The organism is Actinosynnema sp. NPDC020468 (genome assembly GCF_040642015.1).
Classification (GTDB): domain Bacteria; phylum Actinomycetota; class Actinomycetes; order Mycobacteriales; family Pseudonocardiaceae; genus Actinosynnema.
Genome location: NZ_JBFAEO010000018.1, coordinates 79,812 through 99,617, shown reverse-complemented (window position 1 = coordinate 99,617; position 19,806 = coordinate 79,812). Strand labels below are relative to the sequence as shown.

At 74.7% G+C, this 19,806-nt stretch carries 19 protein-coding genes; 8 read left to right on the top strand and 11 right to left on the bottom strand.

Annotated features, from left to right (window positions below; all coding sequences use genetic code 11):
* The first annotated feature begins 56 nt into the window (after positions 1–56).
* From AB0G50_RS15540 to AB0G50_RS15510, 7 genes are read left to right on the top strand one after another with little or no spacing between them, the layout of a single operon-like run.
* Positions 57–1,229, top strand: a complete 1,173-nt coding sequence (locus tag AB0G50_RS15540; RefSeq protein WP_360107889.1) for an MFS transporter — start codon at positions 57–59, stop codon at positions 1,227–1,229.
* Positions 1,226–2,020 (top strand): class I SAM-dependent methyltransferase, encoded by a 795-nt coding sequence (locus AB0G50_RS15535; protein ID WP_360107886.1) that lies wholly within the window; start codon positions 1,226–1,228, stop codon positions 2,018–2,020. The genes AB0G50_RS15540 and AB0G50_RS15535 overlap by 4 nt, the downstream gene beginning before the upstream one ends.
* Positions 2,017–3,531, top strand: coding sequence for an ABC transporter substrate-binding protein (locus AB0G50_RS15530; protein WP_360107883.1), 1,515 nt, complete (start codon positions 2,017–2,019; stop codon positions 3,529–3,531). The genes AB0G50_RS15535 and AB0G50_RS15530 overlap by 4 nt, the downstream gene beginning before the upstream one ends.
* Positions 3,528–4,472 carry an ABC transporter permease gene (locus tag AB0G50_RS15525; RefSeq protein ID WP_360107880.1) on the top strand — a complete coding sequence of 315 codons (945 nt, stop codon included), beginning with the start codon at positions 3,528–3,530 and terminating at the stop codon, positions 4,470–4,472. The genes AB0G50_RS15530 and AB0G50_RS15525 overlap by 4 nt, the downstream gene beginning before the upstream one ends.
* On the top strand, positions 4,469–5,224 hold the full coding sequence (locus AB0G50_RS15520) for an ABC transporter permease subunit (RefSeq protein WP_360107877.1): 756 nt from the start codon (positions 4,469–4,471) through the stop codon (positions 5,222–5,224). Before AB0G50_RS15525 ends, AB0G50_RS15520 begins: the two co-directional genes overlap by 4 nt.
* Positions 5,221–6,627 carry an ATP-binding cassette domain-containing protein gene (locus AB0G50_RS15515; RefSeq protein ID WP_360107874.1) on the top strand — a complete coding sequence of 469 codons (1,407 nt, stop codon included), beginning with the start codon at positions 5,221–5,223 and terminating at the stop codon, positions 6,625–6,627. The genes AB0G50_RS15520 and AB0G50_RS15515 overlap by 4 nt, the downstream gene beginning before the upstream one ends.
* On the top strand, positions 6,624–7,187 hold the full coding sequence (locus AB0G50_RS15510; protein WP_360107871.1) for a GNAT family N-acetyltransferase: 564 nt from the start codon (positions 6,624–6,626) through the stop codon (positions 7,185–7,187). The genes AB0G50_RS15515 and AB0G50_RS15510 overlap by 4 nt, the downstream gene beginning before the upstream one ends.
* Positions 7,188–7,267: 80 nt before the next feature.
* Here AB0G50_RS15510 and AB0G50_RS15505 read toward each other — a convergent pair whose 3' ends face one another.
* From AB0G50_RS15505 to AB0G50_RS15460, 10 genes are all read right to left on the bottom strand, one after another.
* Positions 7,268–8,245, bottom strand: a complete 978-nt coding sequence (locus tag AB0G50_RS15505; RefSeq protein ID WP_360107868.1) for a TauD/TfdA family dioxygenase — start codon at positions 8,243–8,245, stop codon at positions 7,268–7,270.
* A gap of 41 nt (positions 8,246–8,286) precedes the next feature.
* Positions 8,287–9,399, bottom strand: coding sequence for a hypothetical protein (locus AB0G50_RS15500; RefSeq protein ID WP_360107865.1), 1,113 nt, complete (start codon positions 9,397–9,399; stop codon positions 8,287–8,289).
* A gap of 98 nt (positions 9,400–9,497) precedes the next feature.
* The gene (locus tag AB0G50_RS15495; protein ID WP_360107863.1) at positions 9,498–9,989 is read right to left on the bottom strand and encodes a DinB family protein; all 492 of its coding nucleotides are present in this window, start codon (positions 9,987–9,989) and stop codon (positions 9,498–9,500) included.
* Between the two features lie 19 nt (positions 9,990–10,008).
* Positions 10,009–11,418 (bottom strand): aminopeptidase P family protein, encoded by a 1,410-nt coding sequence (locus tag AB0G50_RS15490; RefSeq protein ID WP_360107861.1) that lies wholly within the window; start codon positions 11,416–11,418, stop codon positions 10,009–10,011.
* Complete coding sequence (locus AB0G50_RS15485) at positions 11,415–12,710, bottom strand: aldehyde dehydrogenase family protein (protein ID WP_360107859.1); 1,296 nt, start codon at positions 12,708–12,710, stop codon at positions 11,415–11,417. The genes AB0G50_RS15490 and AB0G50_RS15485 overlap by 4 nt, the downstream gene beginning before the upstream one ends.
* Entirely contained in the window at positions 12,707–13,702 is a 996-nt protein-coding gene (locus AB0G50_RS15480) for a proline racemase family protein (RefSeq protein ID WP_360107857.1), read from the bottom strand. The genes AB0G50_RS15485 and AB0G50_RS15480 overlap by 4 nt, the downstream gene beginning before the upstream one ends.
* A gap of 1 nt (position 13,703) precedes the next feature.
* Positions 13,704–14,609, bottom strand: coding sequence for a dihydrodipicolinate synthase family protein (locus tag AB0G50_RS15475; protein WP_360107854.1), 906 nt, complete (start codon positions 14,607–14,609; stop codon positions 13,704–13,706).
* Entirely contained in the window at positions 14,606–16,471 is a 1,866-nt protein-coding gene (locus AB0G50_RS15470; RefSeq protein ID WP_360107851.1) for an FAD-dependent oxidoreductase, read from the bottom strand. Before AB0G50_RS15470 ends, AB0G50_RS15475 begins: the two co-directional genes overlap by 4 nt.
* Positions 16,468–16,704 carry a (2Fe-2S)-binding protein gene (locus AB0G50_RS15465; protein ID WP_360107848.1) on the bottom strand — a complete coding sequence of 79 codons (237 nt, stop codon included), beginning with the start codon at positions 16,702–16,704 and terminating at the stop codon, positions 16,468–16,470. Before AB0G50_RS15465 ends, AB0G50_RS15470 begins: the two co-directional genes overlap by 4 nt.
* A complete protein-coding gene (locus AB0G50_RS15460) occupies positions 16,695–17,813 on the bottom strand; it encodes an FAD-dependent oxidoreductase (RefSeq protein WP_360107845.1) in 1,119 nt (372 codons plus the stop codon). Before AB0G50_RS15460 ends, AB0G50_RS15465 begins: the two co-directional genes overlap by 10 nt.
* Positions 17,814–17,937: 124 nt before the next feature.
* Here AB0G50_RS15460 and AB0G50_RS15455 point away from each other — a divergent pair, with 124 nt between their 5' ends.
* Positions 17,938–18,519, top strand: coding sequence for a helix-turn-helix domain-containing protein (locus tag AB0G50_RS15455; protein WP_360107842.1), 582 nt, complete (start codon positions 17,938–17,940; stop codon positions 18,517–18,519).
* A gap of 1 nt (position 18,520) precedes the next feature.
* Here AB0G50_RS15455 and AB0G50_RS15450 read toward each other — a convergent pair whose 3' ends face one another.
* Entirely contained in the window at positions 18,521–19,747 is a 1,227-nt protein-coding gene (locus AB0G50_RS15450) for an alpha/beta fold hydrolase (RefSeq protein ID WP_360107839.1), read from the bottom strand.
* Positions 19,748–19,806 lie beyond the last annotated feature (59 nt).

Sequence of the window (19,806 nt, the reverse complement as noted above, 5' to 3'; positions counted from 1 at the left end):
CCCCGGCCGGGCCTCCGCCGCTCCGACCGGGTGTCACGGCGCGACGAGGTGCGCCGATGACGCGGTTCGCGGCGCCGGTGCGACTGCTGCTGGTCAACCAGTTCGCCGTCAACACCGGCTTCTACCTGCTGATCCCCTACCTGGCCCAGCACCTGGGCGACCTGGGCCTGTCCGCCGCCGTGGTCGGCGTGGTGCTCGGCGTGCGCACGTTGAGCCAGCAGGGCATGTTCGTCGTCGGCGGCACCGCGTCGGACCGGCTCGGTCCGCGCGGGGTGATCATCGCGGGCTGCGCGCTGCGCGCGGTCGGGTTCGGGTTGTTCGCGTTCGGCGACTCGCTCGCCGTGGTGCTCGCCGCGTCCGTCCTCAGTGGACTGGCGGGCGCGCTGTTCAACCCGGCCGTGCGGGCGTACGTGGCGTTGGAGGCGGGCGCGGCCCGCACCGAGGCGTTCGCCCGGTTCAACGTCTACGCCCAGGCCGGCGCGCTCGCCGGTCCGGTGCTCGGTGGTCTGCTGGTGCTGTGGGACTTCCGGGTCGCGGCCGTGGTGTCGGCCGGCATCTTCGCGGCGCTCACCGTCGCGCAGGCGCTCGTGCTGCCCGCCCGGCCGGCGGCACGGCGCGGCGGCACGGTGTCCGCCGACTGGCGGGAGTGCCTGGCCAACCGCCGGTTCCTCGCATTCACCGCGGTGACGAGCGTGCTCTTCCTGCTCCAGAACCAGCTCTACCTGCTGCTGCCGGTGCGGGCGCGGGACGCGGTGGGCGCGGACTGGGTGGTCGCGCTGCTGTTCCTGGTGTCCACGGTGCTCACCGTGGCGCTCCAGGTCCGGGTGACGAGGCGGCTGTCCCGGCTGCCCCGGGGTGTCGCGATCGCGACCGGCGCGGCCCTGGCGGGTCTGGGTTTCCTCGCGCCCGCGCTGTGGGGCGGGCTGGTGCCGGTGCTCGTCGCGACGGCGGGGCTCGCGGTCGGCGTGGTGGTCGCGCAGCCGTTCGTCAACGACCTGGTGCCCTCGTTCGGGCCGGACAGCCTCGCGGGCACCTACTACGGCGTGTTCTACCTGGTGTCCGGGGTGGTCGCGGCGGTGGGCAACACCGCGATCGGCTGGGTCATGGAGGACGGCACGGGCTCGGCGGCACTGCTGTGCGCGGTGGTCGGGCTGCTGGGCGCGGCCGGCGTGCTGCGGCTGCACCGGCGCGGACTCCTCGACCCGACCCGACAGGAGGTCTCCCGGTGAACCTGCTCACCGACAACCCCGAGCTCTACGAGCACCAGTTCCCCGACCCGGAGAACGTGGCCGCGCGGTTCGCGCACGACGTGATCACCCGGTTCGGCGGCGGCGCCACCCTGCTCGACATCGGCTGCGGCACCGGCCGGGACGCGGGGTGGTTGTCCCGCAACGGGTACCGGGTGTCCGGTGTGGACTCCTCGGTCGCGATGGCCGAGCACGTCCGGCGCCGGCACCCGGCGGTGGACGTGACGGTCGCCGACATGCGGGAGTTCGCGCTGGACCGCCGGTTCGACGTGATCACCTGCCTGGACAGCGCGCTGCTGTACTGCCACACCAACGCCGACCTGACCGCGTTCCTTGACCGCTGCCGGGCGCACCTGACGCCCGGCGGCCTGCTGCTGGCCGAAATGCGCAACGGCGCGTTCTTCCTGGGCAGCACCGAACTCCTCGACGGGCCGCGCACCCGCACCGTCGAGTGGCGCGGGGTGCCCTACACCTCGCGCACCGAGCTGTGGATCGACCACGCCGAGCAGCTGCTGCGCCGGCGGCGCGAGTGGACGTGGCCGGACCGGGCCGAGCCGCTCGTGCAGACCTCCGCGTGGCGACTGCTGTTCCCCCAGGAACTGCGGCACCTGCTGGACGTCGCCGGGTTCGACGTGCTCGCCCTGTTCGACCGGCCCGGACCCCGCACCGAACCGAGGTGGACCGAGGGCGCGCCGCTGAGCGGAGCCCTGTCCGGAGACCGCCTGCACCTCGTGGCGCGACTGCGCGCCGACCACGGAAGGAAAGCACGATGACGTTCACCCGCCGCACGCTCCTCGGCGTCACCGCCGTCCTCCTCACCGGATGTGGCACGGGCACATCCGCGCCCACCGGTCCGCGCTCCGGCGGCCGGCTGCGCGCCGCGTTCGCCGGCGGTGGCGCGAAGGAGGTGCTCGACCCGCACCTGGCGAACCTGTTCGTGGAGGCGGCCCGCGCGAAGGCGCTCTACGACAAGCTCGCCGACCTCGGCTCGGACGTCGCGCCGCAGCCCAGACTCGCGGAGCGGTGGGAGCCGAGCGCCGACCTGACCCGGTGGCGGATCACGCTGAGAAAGGCCGTGTTCCACGACGGGAAACCGGTGCGGCCGGCGGACGTGCTCGCGAGCTACGCCCGAATCCTGGACCCGAAGCGGGCGTTCCGGGCCAAGTCGAGCCTCGCGCTGATCGACCTGGCGAACAGCCGCGCGGTGGACGACCGGACCGTGGAGTTCGCGCTGACCCGGCCGTTCGTGGAGTTCCCCAACGCGCTGGCCGCGTTCGGCGCGTACATCACGCCCGAGGGCGCGGAGGACTTCACCAAGCCGGTCGGCTCCGGGCCGTTCTCGTTCGTCTCCTTCGAACCGGGCAAGTCCGCGCTGCTCAAGCGGAACCCGGACTACTGGGAGGGCGCGCCGCTGCTGGACGAACTGGAGTTCGTGATCGCGAACGAGGAGTCGGCGCGGACCAACGCGCTGCTGGGCGGGCAGGTCGAGTACGCGCACGACCTGACGCCCACCACCGCGCGGGCCAACGAGGCGGGCGGTCGGATGACGATCCACCGCGCGCCCAACAGCGCCGTGCAGGCGTTCGCGATGAAGCTCGACCGGCCGCCGTTCGACAACCGGGACCTGCGCGAGGCGCTGTTCCTGCTCGCCGACCGGCCGCAGCTGGTGGAGTCGGTGCTCGCGGGCAGCGGGCAGCCCGCGAACGACCTGTTCGGCAAGGGCTACCAGCACTACGCGGACGACATCCCGCAGCGCGCCCGCGACCTGGACAAGGCGAAGTTCCTGATCCGCAAGGCGGGCGCGGAGGGGTTGACCGTCAAGCTCGACACGTCGACCGCCGCGGCCGGCATGGTCGAGGCCGCGACCGTGTTCGCCGACCAGGCCAAGGGCTCCGGGCTGACCATCGAGGTCGCGATGGGCAACAAGGACACCTACTGGTCGGACATCCTGAAGAACGGCGCGCTGTCGAGCTTCCGGTCCGGCGCGATGCCGATCGAAACCCACATCGCGCAGCGGCTGCTCAGCGGGGCGGGCACGAACGTGACCAAGTGGCAGCGTCCCGAGTTCGACGCCCTGTACGCCACGGCGGTGTCCACTTCGGACAGTGGCGCGCGGGACGCGGCGTACCGGGAGATGCAGCGGTCCCTGCACGCCGAGGGCGGCTACCTGATGTGGGGGTTCGCCGACTGGATCGTCGGCGCGGCGCCGAGCGTGGGCGGCATCTCCACCGCGCCCGCGAACACCCTGGACTGGGCCCGGTTCGACAAGGTGTGGCTGAGGTGACCCTGCGCGCCTACGCGAGCCGCCGGCTCCTGCTCGGCCTCGTCCAGGTGCTGGCCGTGGCCACCGCGGTGTTCCTGCTGGTGCAGGCGTTGCCGGGGGACGCGGCCGTGGCGCTGGCGGGCGACCAGCCCGACCCGGCCCGGATCGCCGCGATCCGCACCGCGATGGGCCTCGACCGGCCCGCGCCCGCCCGGTACGCGGACTGGCTGCTCGGGTTGCCGCGCCTGGACTTCGGCGTCTCGCTGGTGTCGGGCCGACCCGTGGCGGAGTTCCTGGCCGCCGGTGTCGGCCCGACCCTGCTGCTCGCGGTGCCGACGTTGGTGCTGCTGCTGCCGATCTCGGTGCTCGTCGGCGTCACGGCGGCGCTGAACGAGGGCGGCCGGCTCGACCGGGTGCTCACCTCGCTCACCACCGGCCTGCACTCGATCCCGGAGTTCGCCCTGGCCGTGGTCCTGGTGGCGGTGTTCGGCGTGCAGTTGGGCTGGTTGCCGCCGACCGCGGTCGGGGTCGACCTGGCCGCGAACCCGGCCGTCCTGGTGCTGCCGCTGGTCGTGCTGCTGGCCAGGCCCGTGTGCACGATCAGCCGACTGGTGCGCGCGGGCATGGTCGACGCGCTGTCGTCGGACTACGTGCGGCACGCGCGCCGGCTCGGGTTGACCGAGACGCGGGTCCGGTACCGGCACGCGCTGCCGAACGCGCTCGCGCCCGCCGTGCAGCAGGTCGCCCGCACGGCGGACTGGTTGTTGGGCGGCGTGATCGTGGTGGAGGCGGTGTTCGTCGTGCCGGGTCTGGGCACCACCCTGGTCGACGCGGTGGCGGCCCGCGACCTCCCCGTGGTGCAGGGGTTGGCGGTGGTGTTCGCGGTGACGACCGTCGTGGTGAACCTCGCGGCGGACGTGATCGCGTTCCGGCTCGCGCCCCGCACGGAGGTGGCCACGTGAGGCTGCTGCTCGTGCTGGCGCCGCTGGCGCTGGCGCTGCTGGGTCCGCTGTTCGTCCCGGAACGCCAACAGCGCCACGCCCCGTTCACCGACTCCGGCCCGCTGGGCACCGACTTCGTCGGCCGGGACGTCTGGTACCAGGTGCTGAGCGGCGGGCGGACGGTGGTGCTGGTCGCGGTCGTCGCGGCGGCGCTGGCCTATGCGATCGGCGTGCCGTACGGCGTGGCCGCGGCCACCACCCGGCGGCGCTGGGTGGACGAGGTGCTGATGCGCCCGCTCGACCTGCTGCTGGCGGTGCCGTCGCTGCTGGTGCTGATCCTGGTGGCCACCATCGCGGGCCCCGGCCTGGTCGTGCTGATCGTGGTCGTCGCCCTGGTCGGCTTCCCCGACGTGGCCAGGATTTCCCGGGCTGCCGCGCTGGAGGTCGCGGGTCGCCCGGCCCTGGAGGCCATGCGGTTGCAGGGCGAGTCGCTGCGGCGGCGCACCGGCTACATCGGGCGGTCGATCTCCCGCTCGTTGGCCGCGGACCTGGGCACCCGGCTCACCGCGTCGCTGTACCTGGTCGCCTCGGCGAGCTTCCTCGGCGTCGGCGTGCCGCCGGACGCGGCCGACTGGGCCGTGATGGTCGACCGCAACCGGGTCGGCCTGTTCCTCCAACCCTGGGCGGTGGTCGTGCCGGCGGCGCTGATCGTCTGCCTGTCCGTCGGCGTGAACCTGGTGTTCGACCGCGCGTTGAAGGAGGTCCGGCCGTGACCCCGGTGGTGCGCGTGGAGAACCTGGGCGCCACCGTCGACGGGCACGTGCTGCTCGACGGCGTCGGCTTCACCGTCGACGCCGGTCGGGTCGTGGCGCTGGTGGGCGCGTCCGGCAGCGGCAAGACCACGACCGGCCTGGCCCTGCTCGGCGAAGGACCGGCCACCGGCTCCGTCACCGTCCGGGGCCGGGTCGGATTCGTGCCGCAGCAGCCGTCCGCCGCGCTCAACCCGGTGCGCCGGGTCGGCGCGGTGTTCCGGGAGATCGCCGACCGCCACCCCGGCGACCCGCGGGACCTGATCGCCACGGCCCTGCGCCGCGCCCGGGTACCGGCGGACCTGCTGCACCGCTACCCGCACCAGCTCTCCGGCGGCCAGCAGCAGCGCGTGGTGCTGGCACAGGCCCTGATCGGCGACCCGGCCGTGCTGGTCGCCGACGAGCCCACCACCGGCCAGGACCCGTTGACCCGCACCGAGGTCGTGGACGAGCTGTCCGCCGTCGTGGCGCAGGGCACCGCCGTGGTGCTGCTGACCCACGACCTGGACGTGGTGCGGGCCCTGGCCGACCACATCGTGGTCCTGCGCGCGGGCCGCGTGGTCGAGCAGGGTCCGGCCGACGCGCTGTTCACCCACCCCGAACACCCTTACACGGCGGCACTTCTGGCCGCCACGCCACCGCACCCGACCCCACCGACCACCGACGCGCCGCGGCTCCGGGTCCGCGGCCTGACCGCGCACCACCGGTCCACCACCGTCCTGCGCGACATCACCCTGGACGTCACGGAACGGCTGGCGGTGATCGGCCGTTCCGGCAGCGGGAAGACCACCCTCGGCCGTTGCCTCGCGGGTCTGCACGAGCCGAGCGCCGGCGAGGTCCTGCTGCACGGGACCCCGCTCCCGCGTTCGCTGCGCCGTCGCACCCCCGCGCAGCTGGCGGCCGTCCAGTACGTCTTCCAGGACGCCCGGGCCTCCTTCGACACCCGCCGTCCGGTGCTCGACCAGGTGGCCCGCACCGCGGTGCGGCTGCGCGGCCTCGCGGAGTCGGACGCCCGGGCGGAGGCGCTGGCCGAACTGGCCGCGGTCGGCGTCACCGGGGAGACGGCGGCCCGCCGCCCGCACGCCCTGTCCGGCGGTGAACTCCAGCGCGCGGCCCTGGTCCGCGCGCTGCTGGCCCGCCCCGAAGTCCTGATCTGCGACGAGGTGACCTCGGGCCTGGACACCGTCACGCGAGCCGACCTGCTCGCCGTGCTGGCGACCGTGCCCTGCGCCCTCGTCCTGATCAGCCACGACCCGCAGGTCGTGGCCCGGTTCGCCGACCGGGTGACCGTGCTCCACGAAGGAAGAGTGGTGAGCCACGGCCCCGCGTCGACCGCGATAGAAGGAGCGAAGGAGAAGATGACGTGACACCGCACCACCACGCCGTGGGCCGCTACCAGGTCAGGGCGGCGACCGACGCCGACCTGCCCGGTGCCCGCAGCGTCATGCTGGACACCTTCTACCACGAGTTCGGCCACGGCTACCGGGCCGAGTGGCACGAGGACGTGGTGGACCTGGCCGGGACGTACCTGGACCACCCCCGGCACGCCCTCTTCGTCGCCGCCCTGGACGACGAGGTGGTGGCCACGACCGCGGTACGGGCCCAGGGCCCGTCGAGCCCGCCCCACCCGGCCTGGCTGGCCGAGCGCTACCCGGGTGACTCGACGGCCCAGCTCTTCCGCGTCTACGTCCGCCCCGACCACCGCCGGTGCGGTCTGGCGAGGGCACTGGTGAGCCGGGCGATCCGCTTCGTCGCGGAAACCCCGGCCTACCGATCCCTCTACCTGCACACCGACACCAGGGTCCCGGGCGCGGAACCGTTCTGGCGCTCGGTGGCCGTGGAGGTCCACGACGCCCGCGACGGCGACCTGATGAGCAACCAGACCGTCCACTTCGAGATCCCGCTGCGTACTTACGCGACACCGTAGGGGAAATCGGCGGCGCCCCCGGCGAACGTCCCCCTCGCCGGGGCCCGCACCCCCTTGCGCGGCCACGTCCGCACCCGTGTTCAGCGGGTGAGGACGTAGCCGTCGTGCGGTCGGTGGTCCCGGGACCGGCGGAGGTCGGTGACGGCGAACGTGCGCTGCACCCAGCGGTCCGCCCCGTCGTAGCGGGGCCGGAACGGGGTGCGGCCGTGCACGGTGACCCGGTTGTCGACGACCACCAGGTCGCCGGGACCCGACCGCGTGGTGCGCGCGGCGGTGTCGAAGGCCCGGCCGAGTTCGGCCAGGGCCGCCTCCGCCCGCGGTGTCACCGGCGTCGAGGCGATCTGCGCCATCCGGATGTCGGGGTCCTCCTCCGCGCCGGACAGCACCGGTTGCGGCACGCGCTCGGCGGTGTCGACGCCGAAGGACGGCGGCGGCCGGAGCAGGAACTCGGGCGCGGCCAGCACCTCCCTGGTGGCCGGTGACACCAGGGAGAGCACCTCGCGCAGGCAGGCCGTGCGCAGGCCCGCGGCGCGGTCGTGGTCGGCGCGCAGGCACAGCAGCAGGACGTGGTCGGGTTCGTGCGGGTGGAAGGCGTTCTCGTTGTGGAACGTCAGCAGCGCCGAGCCCGCGTTGCCGGAGAAGTTCTCCTTGCCCGGCACGGGAACGACGTCCTGCACCAGCGCGCCGGACTTCTCCGCGAGGTAGGCGACCGGGTCGCCGAGTCCGCACGCCACCAGGGTGAGCACCGCGGCGGCCACCGTCGCACCGCGCTGCACGGAGTCCGGTTCGGACGGGGTGGCGGGCAGCGCGCCCGCGTCGACCGGGAGCCCGCGGACCAGCAGCACGCCCTGGTCGCCCGAGTGCCGGCGGAACCGGCGCACCGCGCGCCGCAGGGGCAGCGGTGCCTCGTCCCAGGCGTCGCGGGCGCGGGCGACCCACTCCGGCGCGTCCACCCCGTGGCGGTCCTCGGCGCACAACTCCCGCGCCAGGCGCTCGACCAGGGCGGTGTCGGACGGCGCCAACTCCAGCGCGGCGGTGACGGTGCGGTGCTCGGGCATCGGTGATCGCTCCCGGGGTTCGGTGCCGGTTCGGTGCCGGTTCAGTGCCGCAGCGCGGACACGGCGTCCGCGACGTAGTGGTCGCCGAAGCGGAGCAGCGGCGCGTACCGGGCCGCCCGCCGGTGGCGCATCAGGCGCAGTTCGCCCACGGCGTTGTCCGGGCCGTCGGGCGACTGCGCGATGGATCGCCGCAGCCGCACCATCGAGTAGGCGAGCGTCACGTGCCGTTCGCTGTCGATCAGGTCGGCTTCGAGCAGCGCGCCGCGGGCGGCGGCGAGGTCGGGGTCCCGGTCGGCCAACTGCCCGTAGGGCTCGGGCACCGCGGCCAGCAGGTCCCTCATGGCGGCGCGGAAGGTCCGGTAGGCGCCGTGCTGCCGTCCGCTCAACGGCCGCGCCACCTCGGGCGGCCGCATGGTCGGGCGCACGGCGGCGGCGTAGTAGTCGAACGGGATCGTGGCGGCGTGGGTCATGGCCGCCGGGAACCCACGCACGAAGGTGGTGGCGTGGTCGAGTCGGCGCACCGCGTCCGGGCGCGCCCCGCGGCGCAGGTGGTGCACGGCGTCGGTCACCGCCACCGCCGCGCACACGTTGAACAGCACGTGCACCTGGTGGCCGACGATCCACCGCGCCGTCCACCGGTCCTCCAGCGACGTCCCGGCACCCGGCCCGACACCGGACACCGGCTCGGGACCGACGTCCTCGGACGCGGCGGCACCGGTCAGGTCGAGCACGGCCCGGGCCATCCCGGCGACCTCGACCGCCAGGTCGGCACCCGCGAGCGGCGCCTCGACCAGGTCCTCCAGGCCGCGCCACACCACCGAGGCGCCGTGCAGGGCGGCCTGGTGGTCGGACAACCCCACCTCGCGCACCCGGAAGAACGACTGGCTGATCGACGCCGGCTCCAGGTCCTCGCCCACCACGGCCGGCTCCCGGCCGGACAACCCCGCCACCAGACCGCCCGCGGCCGCGGCCGCCTGACGAAGCGCGGCGGTGCGCTCGACCGGGCCGGCGTGCGTCGGCACCGCGTTCAACACCGCCGCGACCCGCCGTGCGCCGGCCCGTGCGGCGTGATCCAGGTCCGGAACGGTCCCACCGGGTCGCAGATCCGCGAAGACGGCGACGGGCGGGTACCGGTCGGCCGTTGAGGTGTCCACGACCTCGAGTATCACGGCCGGGGTACGCCGCAGCGCCCGCCGATCGGGTGTGACGAAACACCGTGCCGCCGCGCGCCGGTACCGGACCGGGGCGGCCCTCAGCCCTGCCGGCGCACGTCCAGCAGGTGGTGCCGCACCTCGTGGGCGGTGTGCAGGGCCACCCACTCCAGGGGCTGCGGCCGGGGCTCGGGGTAGGGGTAGCGGATCACGATGGCGCGTTCGCGCTCGGACAGCCGCCCCACCACGTTCAGGAACAGCGAGGCGGCGTCCTGGAGCTGGCGGGCCACCGCCTCCACGTCCTGCTCCGCGTACCCCTCGTGCTCGACCCGCTCGTCGCGGCCCATCGGCGCCCAGTCGCGCAGATCGCCGCGCCACGCCATCAGCACCCGCTCGCGCTGGGCGAACAGCACGTCCCGCACGTGGCACCCGTACTCCAGCGGCGACCACACGCCCGGCTGCCGGCGGGGACGAGCGCTCTCCCCCGCCGACCTCAACCAGGCACCGATCTCCTCGACACCGCCCCGCACCACCGACTCCACGTCGACCGAGGCACCGTCGTAGCTGAAGTCGCACTCCGCGCAGTAGTCCACGGCGCCGATCGTAGAGCGGTCAGCGACCCCGCACCCACTCCTCCACCCCGTCGACGTCGATCGGCAGCATCGCCGACAGCACCTCGTGCCCGTCGCCGGTCACCACGAGGTCGTCCTCGATCCGCACCCCGACACCGCGCAGCTCGGGCGGCAGCGTGAGGTCGTTGGGGTGGAAGTACAACCCGGGCTCGACGGTCAGCGCCACGCCGGGCGACAGCACGCCGCCCTGGTACACCGAGGGCCTGGCCTGGGCGCAGTCGTGCATGTCCAACCCGAGCAGGTGCCCGGTGCCGCACACGATGTAGCGCCGGTGGTGCTGCCCGTCGGGGTCGAGCGCCTTGTCCACCGACACGGGCAGCAGGCCCCAGTCGGCCAACCCCTGCGCCAGCACCCGCATCGCGGTGTCGTGGAACGCCCGGTACTCGTTGCCCGGCCGGACCTCGGCCATCGCCGCCAGGTGCGCGGCCAGCACCAGCTCGTACACCTGGCGCTCGGCAGGCGAGAACGTGCCGGACACCGGGAAGGTGCGCGTCACGTCGGCCGTGTACAGCGTGTCGACCTCGACACCGGCGTCCAGCAGCAGCAGGCTGTCCGGCGCGACCGGCCCGTCGCACCGGGTCCAGTGCAGCACCGGCGAGTGCGCGCCTGCGGCCACGATCGAGGTGTAGCCGGGACCGTTGCCCAGCGTCCGCGCGCGCCGGTCGAAGGTGCCCTGGAGCCACCGCTCACCGCCGCCGCGCACCGCCTCGGCCAACTCGCCCCGCACGTCCGCGAACCCGACCGCCGTCGCGTCCACCGCGGCCCGCAGCTGGCCGATCTCCCAGTCGTCCTTGACCCGCCGCAACTCGGCCAGCACGGTCCGCAGCTCGGCGCTGTGGTCCCCGACCAGCGCGTCCACCAGCGGGTCGACGCCCCGCACCGCCAGCGGCTCGGGTCGGCGTCCGCGCAGCGCGCGCGGCAACTCCTCCAGCGAGCGGCACTCGACGCCGAGCACCGCCGCCTGCTCCGCGAGCGACGCCGCCGGTCCCACCCACAGCGGGCTGTGGTCGGGGTCGCCGAAGAAGTCGACCTCGTCCGGGGCGGCCGGTTCCGGCAGGAACAGCGTCGCGTCGTGACCGGAGCCGAACGGCCGGAGCACGACCACCGCGCCCTCGACCTGGCAGCCGGTCAGCCACACGAAGTCGGTGTCCGCGCGGAACAGGTGGTAGGTGTCGTTCGTCCGCACGGTGGCCCGTCCGGCCGCCAGCACGATCCGCCGCCCCGGGAACGCGGCGGACAGCCGGGCCCGGTGCGCCGCGGCCGCCTCCGCGGCGCCGGGCGTCGGGTCCGGTCCGGGCACGGCGGGACCCCAGCCGTCCGCGATCACCGAGCGGAACCCGCTCGCCTCGGCGACCTTCGGCAGGTCGCCACGAGTCCGGTTGTCGTTCATGCGTTCCCCTTGATCTGCACCGTGCGACCGCGCGTGTAGAACGCGGCCGCTGCTTTGCCCTGCTCCTTGCCGCCGTACCCGGAGGCCCGCTCACCGCCGAACGGCAGGTGGAAGTCCACCCCGGCGGTCGGCAGGTTCACCTTGACCTGCCCGGACCGCACGGTGTCCACATAGGACAGCACGGCGTCGAGATCCCTGGTGTACAACGCGGTCACCAGGCCGTACTCGGTCGAGTCGGCCACCCGCACGGCGCTCTCGACGTCCGGCGCGACCCCGACCACGCAGATCGGCCCGAACACCTCCTCGCGGTGCAGCCGACTCTCCGGGTCCACCACCACGGTCGGCCGCGCGTACCACCCGTCCCGGTCGAGCGCCCGACCGCCGTGCCCGACCACCCGGGCCCGCGCCTCCGCCGAGATCACCGGACCCACCGCGGTCGACGGGTCGGCCGGGTCGCCGACGACCAGCCGGGCCACCGCGTCGGTCAACGCCTCGGCGACGTCGACCCCGACCGCGACGACCCGCTTGGTGGCGGTGCACTTCTGCCCGGCGAACGCCATCGCGGCCCACGCGATGTCCGCCACCGCCGCCTCGACGTCCGCGTCGGGCAGCACGATCGACGCCGACAACCCGCCCATCTCGCACTGCACCGGCACGCCGCGCCCGACCGCGTCCGCCGCCACCCGGCGACCGACCGCGCCCGACCCGGTGAACGACACCACGTCGGCCCGCGCCACCAACTCCGCGCCCTCCGGGGCACCGCCGGGCACGACGGCGACCAGCCCGTCGGGCAGGTGCGGCGTCATCAGGTCGGCCAGCGCCAGCGCGCACCCGGTCGCCTCGGGCGAGGGCTTCACCACCGCCGCGTTGCCGAACGCGAGCGCCGGCGCGGCCTTCCACACCGGGATCGCCAGCGGGAAGTTCCACGGCGTCACCAGTCCGGCCACCCCGTGCGGGCGGCGGACGGTGAACGACAACCCGCCCGGGTAGGTCTCCCCGACCGGGTCGTACACCTGCTGCGCGTAGTACCGCAGGATCGCCGCCGCCCGCGCCACCTCGCCCCGCGCCTCGACCACCGGTTTGCCGACCTCGCGCACCACCAGGTCCGCCAGGTCGGACGCGGCCACCGCGTCCGCGATCGCGTGCAACGCCGAGGCCCGAACGCCGGGATCGGCCGCCGCCCACTCCCGTTGCGCGACCCGGGCCCGGTCCACGGCCGCGCCCACGTTCCCCTCGCCCACCTCCACGACGACGTCCGAGGGGCGTTGCGGCGAGGTCGACAGCACGGTCACAGCACGAATCCGTTCGGGAAGGGGTCGGTGGGGTCGAGCAGGTACTGCGCCGTGCCGGTGATCCACGCGCGCCCGGTCACCGTCGGCACCACGGCCGGCCGACCCGCCACCACCGTCTCGCGCACCAGCCGACCCACGAACCTGGTGCCCAGCAACGACTCGTTGACGTGGTCGACGCCCAGCGCCAACTCGCCGCGCGCGTGCAGCTGGGCCAGCCGCGCCGACGTGCCGGTGCCGCAGGGCGACCGGTCGAACCAGCCCGGGTGGATCACCATCGCGTTGCGCGACCCCTCGGGCCCCTCCTCGACCAGCTGCACGTGCTTGCACCCCGCGATCGCCGGGTTCTCCGGGTGCACCGGCCGGGCGCGGGCGTCGATCGCGTCCATGATGGACAGTCCGGCCGCCAGCATCCGCCCCTTCTCGGTGCGGGAGAACGGGATCCCGAGGTCGGCGATCGGCAGGATCGCGTAGAAGTTCCCGCCGTAGGCCAGGTCGTAGCGGACCCGGCCAAACCCCGGCACGTCGACCGAGGCGTCCAGCTCCACGGCGAACGACGGCACGTTCTCCAGCGTCACCGACTCGGCCCGCCCGTCGACCACCCGCACCCGCGCGTGCACCAACCCGGCGGGCGTGTCCAGCCGCACCACCGTCTCCGGCGACACCACCGGCACCATCCCGGTTTCCACCAGCACGGTGGCCACCCCGATGGTGCCGTGCCCGCACATCGGCAGGCAGCCCGACACCTCCACGTACAGCACCCCGAAGTCGGCGTCCGGCCTGGTCGGCGGCTGGAGGATCGCGCCGCTCATCGCCGGGTGCCCGCGCGGCTCGTTGACCAGGAACTCCCGCAGGTGGTCCAGGTTCGCCACGAAGTGCTCGCGCCGCGCGGCCATCGTGTCGCCGGGGATCACCCCGACCCCGCCGGTGATCACCCGCGTGGGCATGCCCTCGGTGTGCGAGTCGACCGCGTGCAGACAGCGAACCGACCGCACCTCACACCGCCAACGACGCGACGGCCCGGCGCAGGTCGGCGTCGAGCACCGCCGACTGCTCGGCCGACAGCGGCCCGCGCGGAGGTCGGCACGGCCCGCCGTACCGGCCGACGTGGTCCATGCCGCGCTTGATCGCCTGCACGAACTCGGTCCGCGAGTCCCACCGGAACGCCGCCACCAGCGGCTCGTACAACGCGCGGGCCGCCGCGACCTCGCCCGCCACCGCCAGGTCGAACAACCGCACCGACTCGGCCGGGAACACGTTGGGGAACCCGGCGAACCACCCGGTCGCGCCCACCAGCAACGACTCCAGCACCACGTCGTCCGCACCGGCGACCACGGCCAGGTCCGGCGCGACCTCGCGGATCTCGAGCACCCGCCGCACGTCGCCGGAGAACTCCTTGACCGCCACCACGTTGTCCAGCGCGGCGATCTCGCGCAGCAGCGCGGGAGTCAGGTCGACCTTGGTGTCGATCGGGTTGTTGTAGACCATGACCGGCAACCCGACCGACGCCACCGCGGCGAAGTGGTCGAGCACCTCGCGGGGGTTGGCCCGGTACTGCGTGGGCGGCAGGCACAGCACCCCGTCGGCGCCGTCCTCCGCGGCCACCTCCGCCCAGTGCCGCGCCTGGTGCGCGCCCGCGCCGTGCACGCCGACGACCACGATCCCGTCACCGGCCACCGCCTCGATCGCGGTCCGCGCCACGGCACGGCGTTCGGCGTCGGTCAGCGACGAGTACTCGCCGAGCGACCCGTTGGGTCCCACGCCCCGGCAGCCGTTCTCGACCAGCCACCGGCAGTGCTCGGCGTACCGGTCGAGATCGGGCCGCAACCCGGCGGGCGCGGCCGGGTCCTCCAGGTAGGGCAGGGCGGTCGCCACGACGACGCCGTCCAGTCGTTCGGTCACGGGTTCTCCTCCGGGTTGTCGGCGAGTTCGCCGAGCCGCACGGGCCCGGCGACGGGTCGGCGGTGCACTGCCGCCTCGTCGGGACGCACGTCGGCCAACTCGACCGCGTTGACCAGGCACATCCGCCCCTGGCACCAGCCGAGCCCGACCCTGGTGCGAAGCTTGAGCGTGCGGACGCCGACCGGCCCGAGGTCGTCCAACCGGCACCGCGGCACCTCCTCGCACCGGCACACGAGCGTCTCCGCGGTGAGCCACGTCCGCCAACCGGGGCGCACCGGGTGGACCGCGGCCAACGCGGCGGCGAACCTCCGACCCCGGCGCACCTCGCGCAGCAACGCCTCGGCGCCGGCGAACCCCTGCCCGCGCGGCACTGCACGCGCCGACGACCGGGCGGCAGCCAGTACAACACCAACCTTCCGACCCGACCTCAGCTCCCGCACAGACCACCGCAACCCCGCCCACGCGACACCGACCTTCAGACCCGGCTTCAGCTCACGCGCACACGCCCGCAACCCCGCCCACGCGCCAGCGAACCTCCGACCCGACCTCAGCTCCCGCGCCGACGACCGCGACTCCGCCCACGCGCCGGCGAACGTCCGCCCGGCCGCCACCTCACCTGCGGGCAGCCTGTCCTCGGCCGGGGCAACGGCACGCCGTCCCGCCGCCTCACCCGTCGCCTCGCCGGAGGGGGACCGGCCATCGCTCCAGGCGGCAGACCCCAGCCCACCCGACACCCCACCCACCGACGAACCGCCGTCAGCGGGGGCGCGCCTCCCCGTCGCCGCGCCCGAGGAGGACCGGCCATCGCTCCAGGCCGCAGACCCCAGCCCACCCGACACCCCACCCACCGACAAACCCTCGTCAGCGGAGGCGCGGCTCGCCCCCGCGCGCACCGACGAACCGACTGCGGCCAGGGCGGCGCCGAACCTCCGGCCCGGCTTCAGCTCCCCCGTCACCCACCGGGCACCCGCCGCCGCCGCGCCGGCCAGCGCGCCCTCCGCCGCCGCGAGGCGCGCGCCGCCGACGCCGGTGATCTCGCCGGCCGCGTAGTACCCCGGCACCGAGGTCGCGCCGCGGTCGTCCACCCGGACGACTCCGCCGTCCAGCGCGCACCCCGCGGCGACCGCGAGTTCCAGCCTCGGGGTGAACCCGTGCGTCACGCACACCGCGTCGACCTCGACCCGGCGGGACGCCACGACCGTCCACTCCGGACTCAACCGGGCCAGGGTCACCGCCGTCACGCGGTCCTCGCCGTGCGCCGCCACGACGGCCGTCCGCGGTCGCCACGGCACCCGGTGCCGAGCCAGCACCGCCGCGTACCCCGCCAGCTCGGCCAGCTTCCCCGGATCCACCACGGGATGCCGCAGCCAGCCGGTGAGGTGGTTCGCCTCGCACACCGCGAGCACCCGCGCGCCGACCCCGATCAGGGACCGCGCCACGGGCAGCAGGAACGGCCCGGTGCCGGACACCACCACCCGCTTCCCCACCGCCACTCCCTGCCCCTTGGCCAACGCCTGGGCCGCGCCGGCGGTGTACACGCCGGGCAGGTCCCACCCCGGGAACGGCACCACGCGGTCGTGCGCGCCGGTCGCCAGCACGACGGCGTCCGCGTCCAGCACCAGCCCCCGCCGCCCGGCCCCGTCCGGGCCGACCCGCACGTGCAGCCGGGTGCCCTCCACCGCCCACACCGTCGCGTCCGCCACGTGCCGCACGCGCGGGTCGACGCGACGCGGGTCGCCCCGGTGGAACTGACCGCCCAGCACGGGTTCGCCGTCCACCACCGTGGTGTCCGCACCGGCCGCGACCGCCGCGTCCGCCGCCGCCATCCCGGCCGGTCCGCCACCGACCACCACGACCTTCACGACGTCACCACCTCGTCGCCGTCGACCAGCACCCGGCGGCACGCCCGCACGTCCGGCACGCCGTTCACCCGCACCAGGCAGTCGAAGCACACCCCGATGCCGCAGAACACCCCGCGCGGCCGGCCGCCGTGCCGCGTGGTGCGCCACGACACCTGCCCCCGCGCCACCAGCACCGCGGCCGCCGTCTGTCCACTCCGGACGGACAGCGGCACGCCGTCCACCGTCACCCGCACAGCGCCACCCCCGGCCGGTCGACCCGGAAGGGCGCCGGGTCCACGGCGGTACGGGTGCCCAGCATCGACGCGGCGAGCAGCGCGCCGGTCGCGGCGGCCAGGCCGACGCCCGCGCCCTCGTGCCCGGTCGCGTGCCACAACCCGGGCCGGCGCGGGTCCGGGCCGATCACCGGCAGGTGGTCGGGCGCGTACGGCCGGAACCCTCCGTACGCGCGCAGCACCGGCACCGCCGCCAACCCCGGGAACAACCGGACCGCCTTGCGCGCCAACTCCCGCAGCACGACCACCCGGATCGCCGCGTCGAACCCGACCCGCTCCCGGCTCGACCCGATCAGCACGGTGCCCGCGGGCGTCGACTCGACCACCGTCGAGGTCCGGAGGTCCGCGTCGCCACTGGCCACCGCGCCCACGTAGTCCGCGTCGTACACCTTGTGCCGCACCGGTTCCGCGACCGGCGCGGTCACCAGCACGACACCGCGCCGGGGGCGCACGTCGATCGGCGCGCCGAGCAGCCGGGACACCTCACCGGCCCACGGCCCGCACGCGTTCACCACCGCGTCGCACGTAACGACACCGAGATCGGTGACCACCCCGCGCGCGTCCAGCCCCCGCGCGGCGACACCGGGGCGCAGCGACCCGCCGCGCCCGCGCACCGCGTCGAGCAGCGCGGTCGTCGCCAGCACGGGGTGCAGCTGCGCGTCCTGCGGGTAGTGCACGGCGGTGGTGACCTCCCGGGTCAACCCGGGTTCGCGCTCGAACGCCTCGGCCGGCGTGATGGTCCGCGCGTCCACGCCCGCCGCCCGCTGCCCCGCCGCGAACGCGTCCAGCGGCACGCCGGTGCCCACGACCAGACCGCCCTTGGGCTGCCACTCGACGTCCCGACCGATCCGGTCGAGCACCACCGGCCACTGCCGCAGCGACTCGAGCGCCAGGTCCAGCTCGGGCCCGGGCGCCTTGTCCGACACCAGCACGTTGCCCTCGCCGGCCGCGCTGGTGCCGGCGGCCAGCGGACCGCGGTCGAGCACGGTCACCCGCACCCCGGCGGCCGACAGCGCCTCCGCGCAGGCGGCGCCGATGATGCCCGAACCGACCACCACGACGTGCTCCACCGACCACCTCCGTTCAGCGAGCCGAACACTAGGAGGCCTGTCTTGCCACGTCAACGCCCAGATTTTTGGTCTAGACGTTCAATAAGATGAACGCGTAGGTTGACGGCACCGAACGGGAGGCCACGTGCAGAGCAAACAGGCCGGGCAGGTGCTGGCCGCCAACCTGCGGGCGATCCGCGAGCAGGCGGGCATGTCGCTGTCCGAACTCGCCCGGCGGTCCGGCATCGCGAAGGGCACGCTGTCGCAGCTGGAGTCGGGCCAGGGCAACCCGACCATCGACACCGTGTTCACGCTGTCGGGCACGCTCGGCGTGCCGGTGTCGGACCTGCTGACCGCGACACCGCGCACCGAGGTGGTGCTGGTGCGCGGCGCGGACGTGGACGTGCTGTCGAGCAACGCGGTCGACCTGCGGATGCTGCGCCGGCTCGACCTCACCGCCACCGTCGTGGAGGTCTACGACCAGCGGGTGCGCCCCGGCGAGGTGCAGCGCTCGACCGGCCACCCCGGCCGGGAGCACGTGCTGGTGACCGAGGGCGTGCTGCGGGTCGGCCCGCCGGAGGCGCCCTACGAGGTCGGACCCGGCGACTACGTGAGCTTCCCGGCCGCCGGGCCGCACATCTACGAGACGGTCGACGGACCGGTGACCTCGGTGCTGTTGCTGGAGTACGCGGCGGGCGACGCGCGCCCGCACGCGCACTGGGACTGACTCAGGCCCGCCCGGCCGCCAGGTCCATCAACCGGCTCAGCACCTTGCCGCCGGAGGCGTTGACGCCGTCGTGCTCCCACTCGTTGGTCACCCACGCCCGCACCGACCCGACCCGGCGCGCGGTGTCCAGCGAGTGGCCGGTGTCGACGTACATGTCGTCGTGGTACACCGCCGCCGCGACCGGGACCTCGTTGCGCGCCAACCGGTCCAGGTCGTAGAGCGGCGCCCAGGACCGCTCGGCCAGCTCGTGCGCGGCCCGCGCGAACGGCCGCAGCGCGCCCTGCTCCTCGAACATCCACGGGTACACCATCTCGCCGGTGAACCGGGCCGGGTCGCCGCCGTCGGGACGCGTCCGCTGGGCGGCCCACCGGGTCGGCGCGCCCTGACCGTAGATCGACTCCTGCAACACCGCGTACAGCGGTCGGTCCACGAACCCGGTCGCGGCCATCACCCGGTACCGGAACGCGTCGGACAGCTCCGGGCCGTCGAACGCCTGCTCCAGCACCCAGTGCACGCGTTCCGCGCCGCTGCCCTGACCGAGCGCGAAACCCAGGCTGCGCAACCGGTCCGAGGTCAGCCGGTCGCCGTCGGGCAGCAGCACCTCCTCGGCGTCGACCCGCTCGGCGATCCGCCGCACCGACTCCTCGTCCTCCGGGTAGCGCGCGTAGTAGCCCGCGACCTTGTCCCGGACGCGCGGGTAGGCGCGGGTGTAGACGTCGTCCGCGGTCACGTCGAGACCCGGCAGCCCGCCGGTGACGTAGCACGCCCGCAGCGCCTCGGGCGCCCGGGACAGGTAGGTGAGCGTGACGAAACCGCCGTAGCTCTGCCCCAGCGTCTCCCACTGCCGGTCACCCAGCAGCGCGCGCCGGAACGCCTCCGCGTCGGCCACGATCGAGTCGGCCCGGAAGCACGCCAGGTACTCCCCGTCGGCCCGGGCCGCGACCCGCGCGGTGACCGGCGTGCTGCGCCCGGTCCCCCGCTGGTCGAGCAGCAGCACCCGGTGCGTGCGCAGCGCCCGGCCGAGCCACCCGCCCCGGTCCACCGGCCGCGGCGACTGACCGCCCGGACCGCCCTGGAGGTAGAGCAGCCACGGCAGGTCGTCCTCGACGCGGGCCGGGTCGACCACCTCGCGGGCGAACACCTCGATCTCCCCGCGCGCGGGGTCGTGGTGGTCCAGCGGCACGGTGAGGCGGTGTTCGGTCAGGGCCAAGCCGGGAATGCGGGTCACGCGGGCGTCTCCTCGGGCGGTGTCGACGGTGCCGCCACCTTCGCACGGAGCCGCTCCCC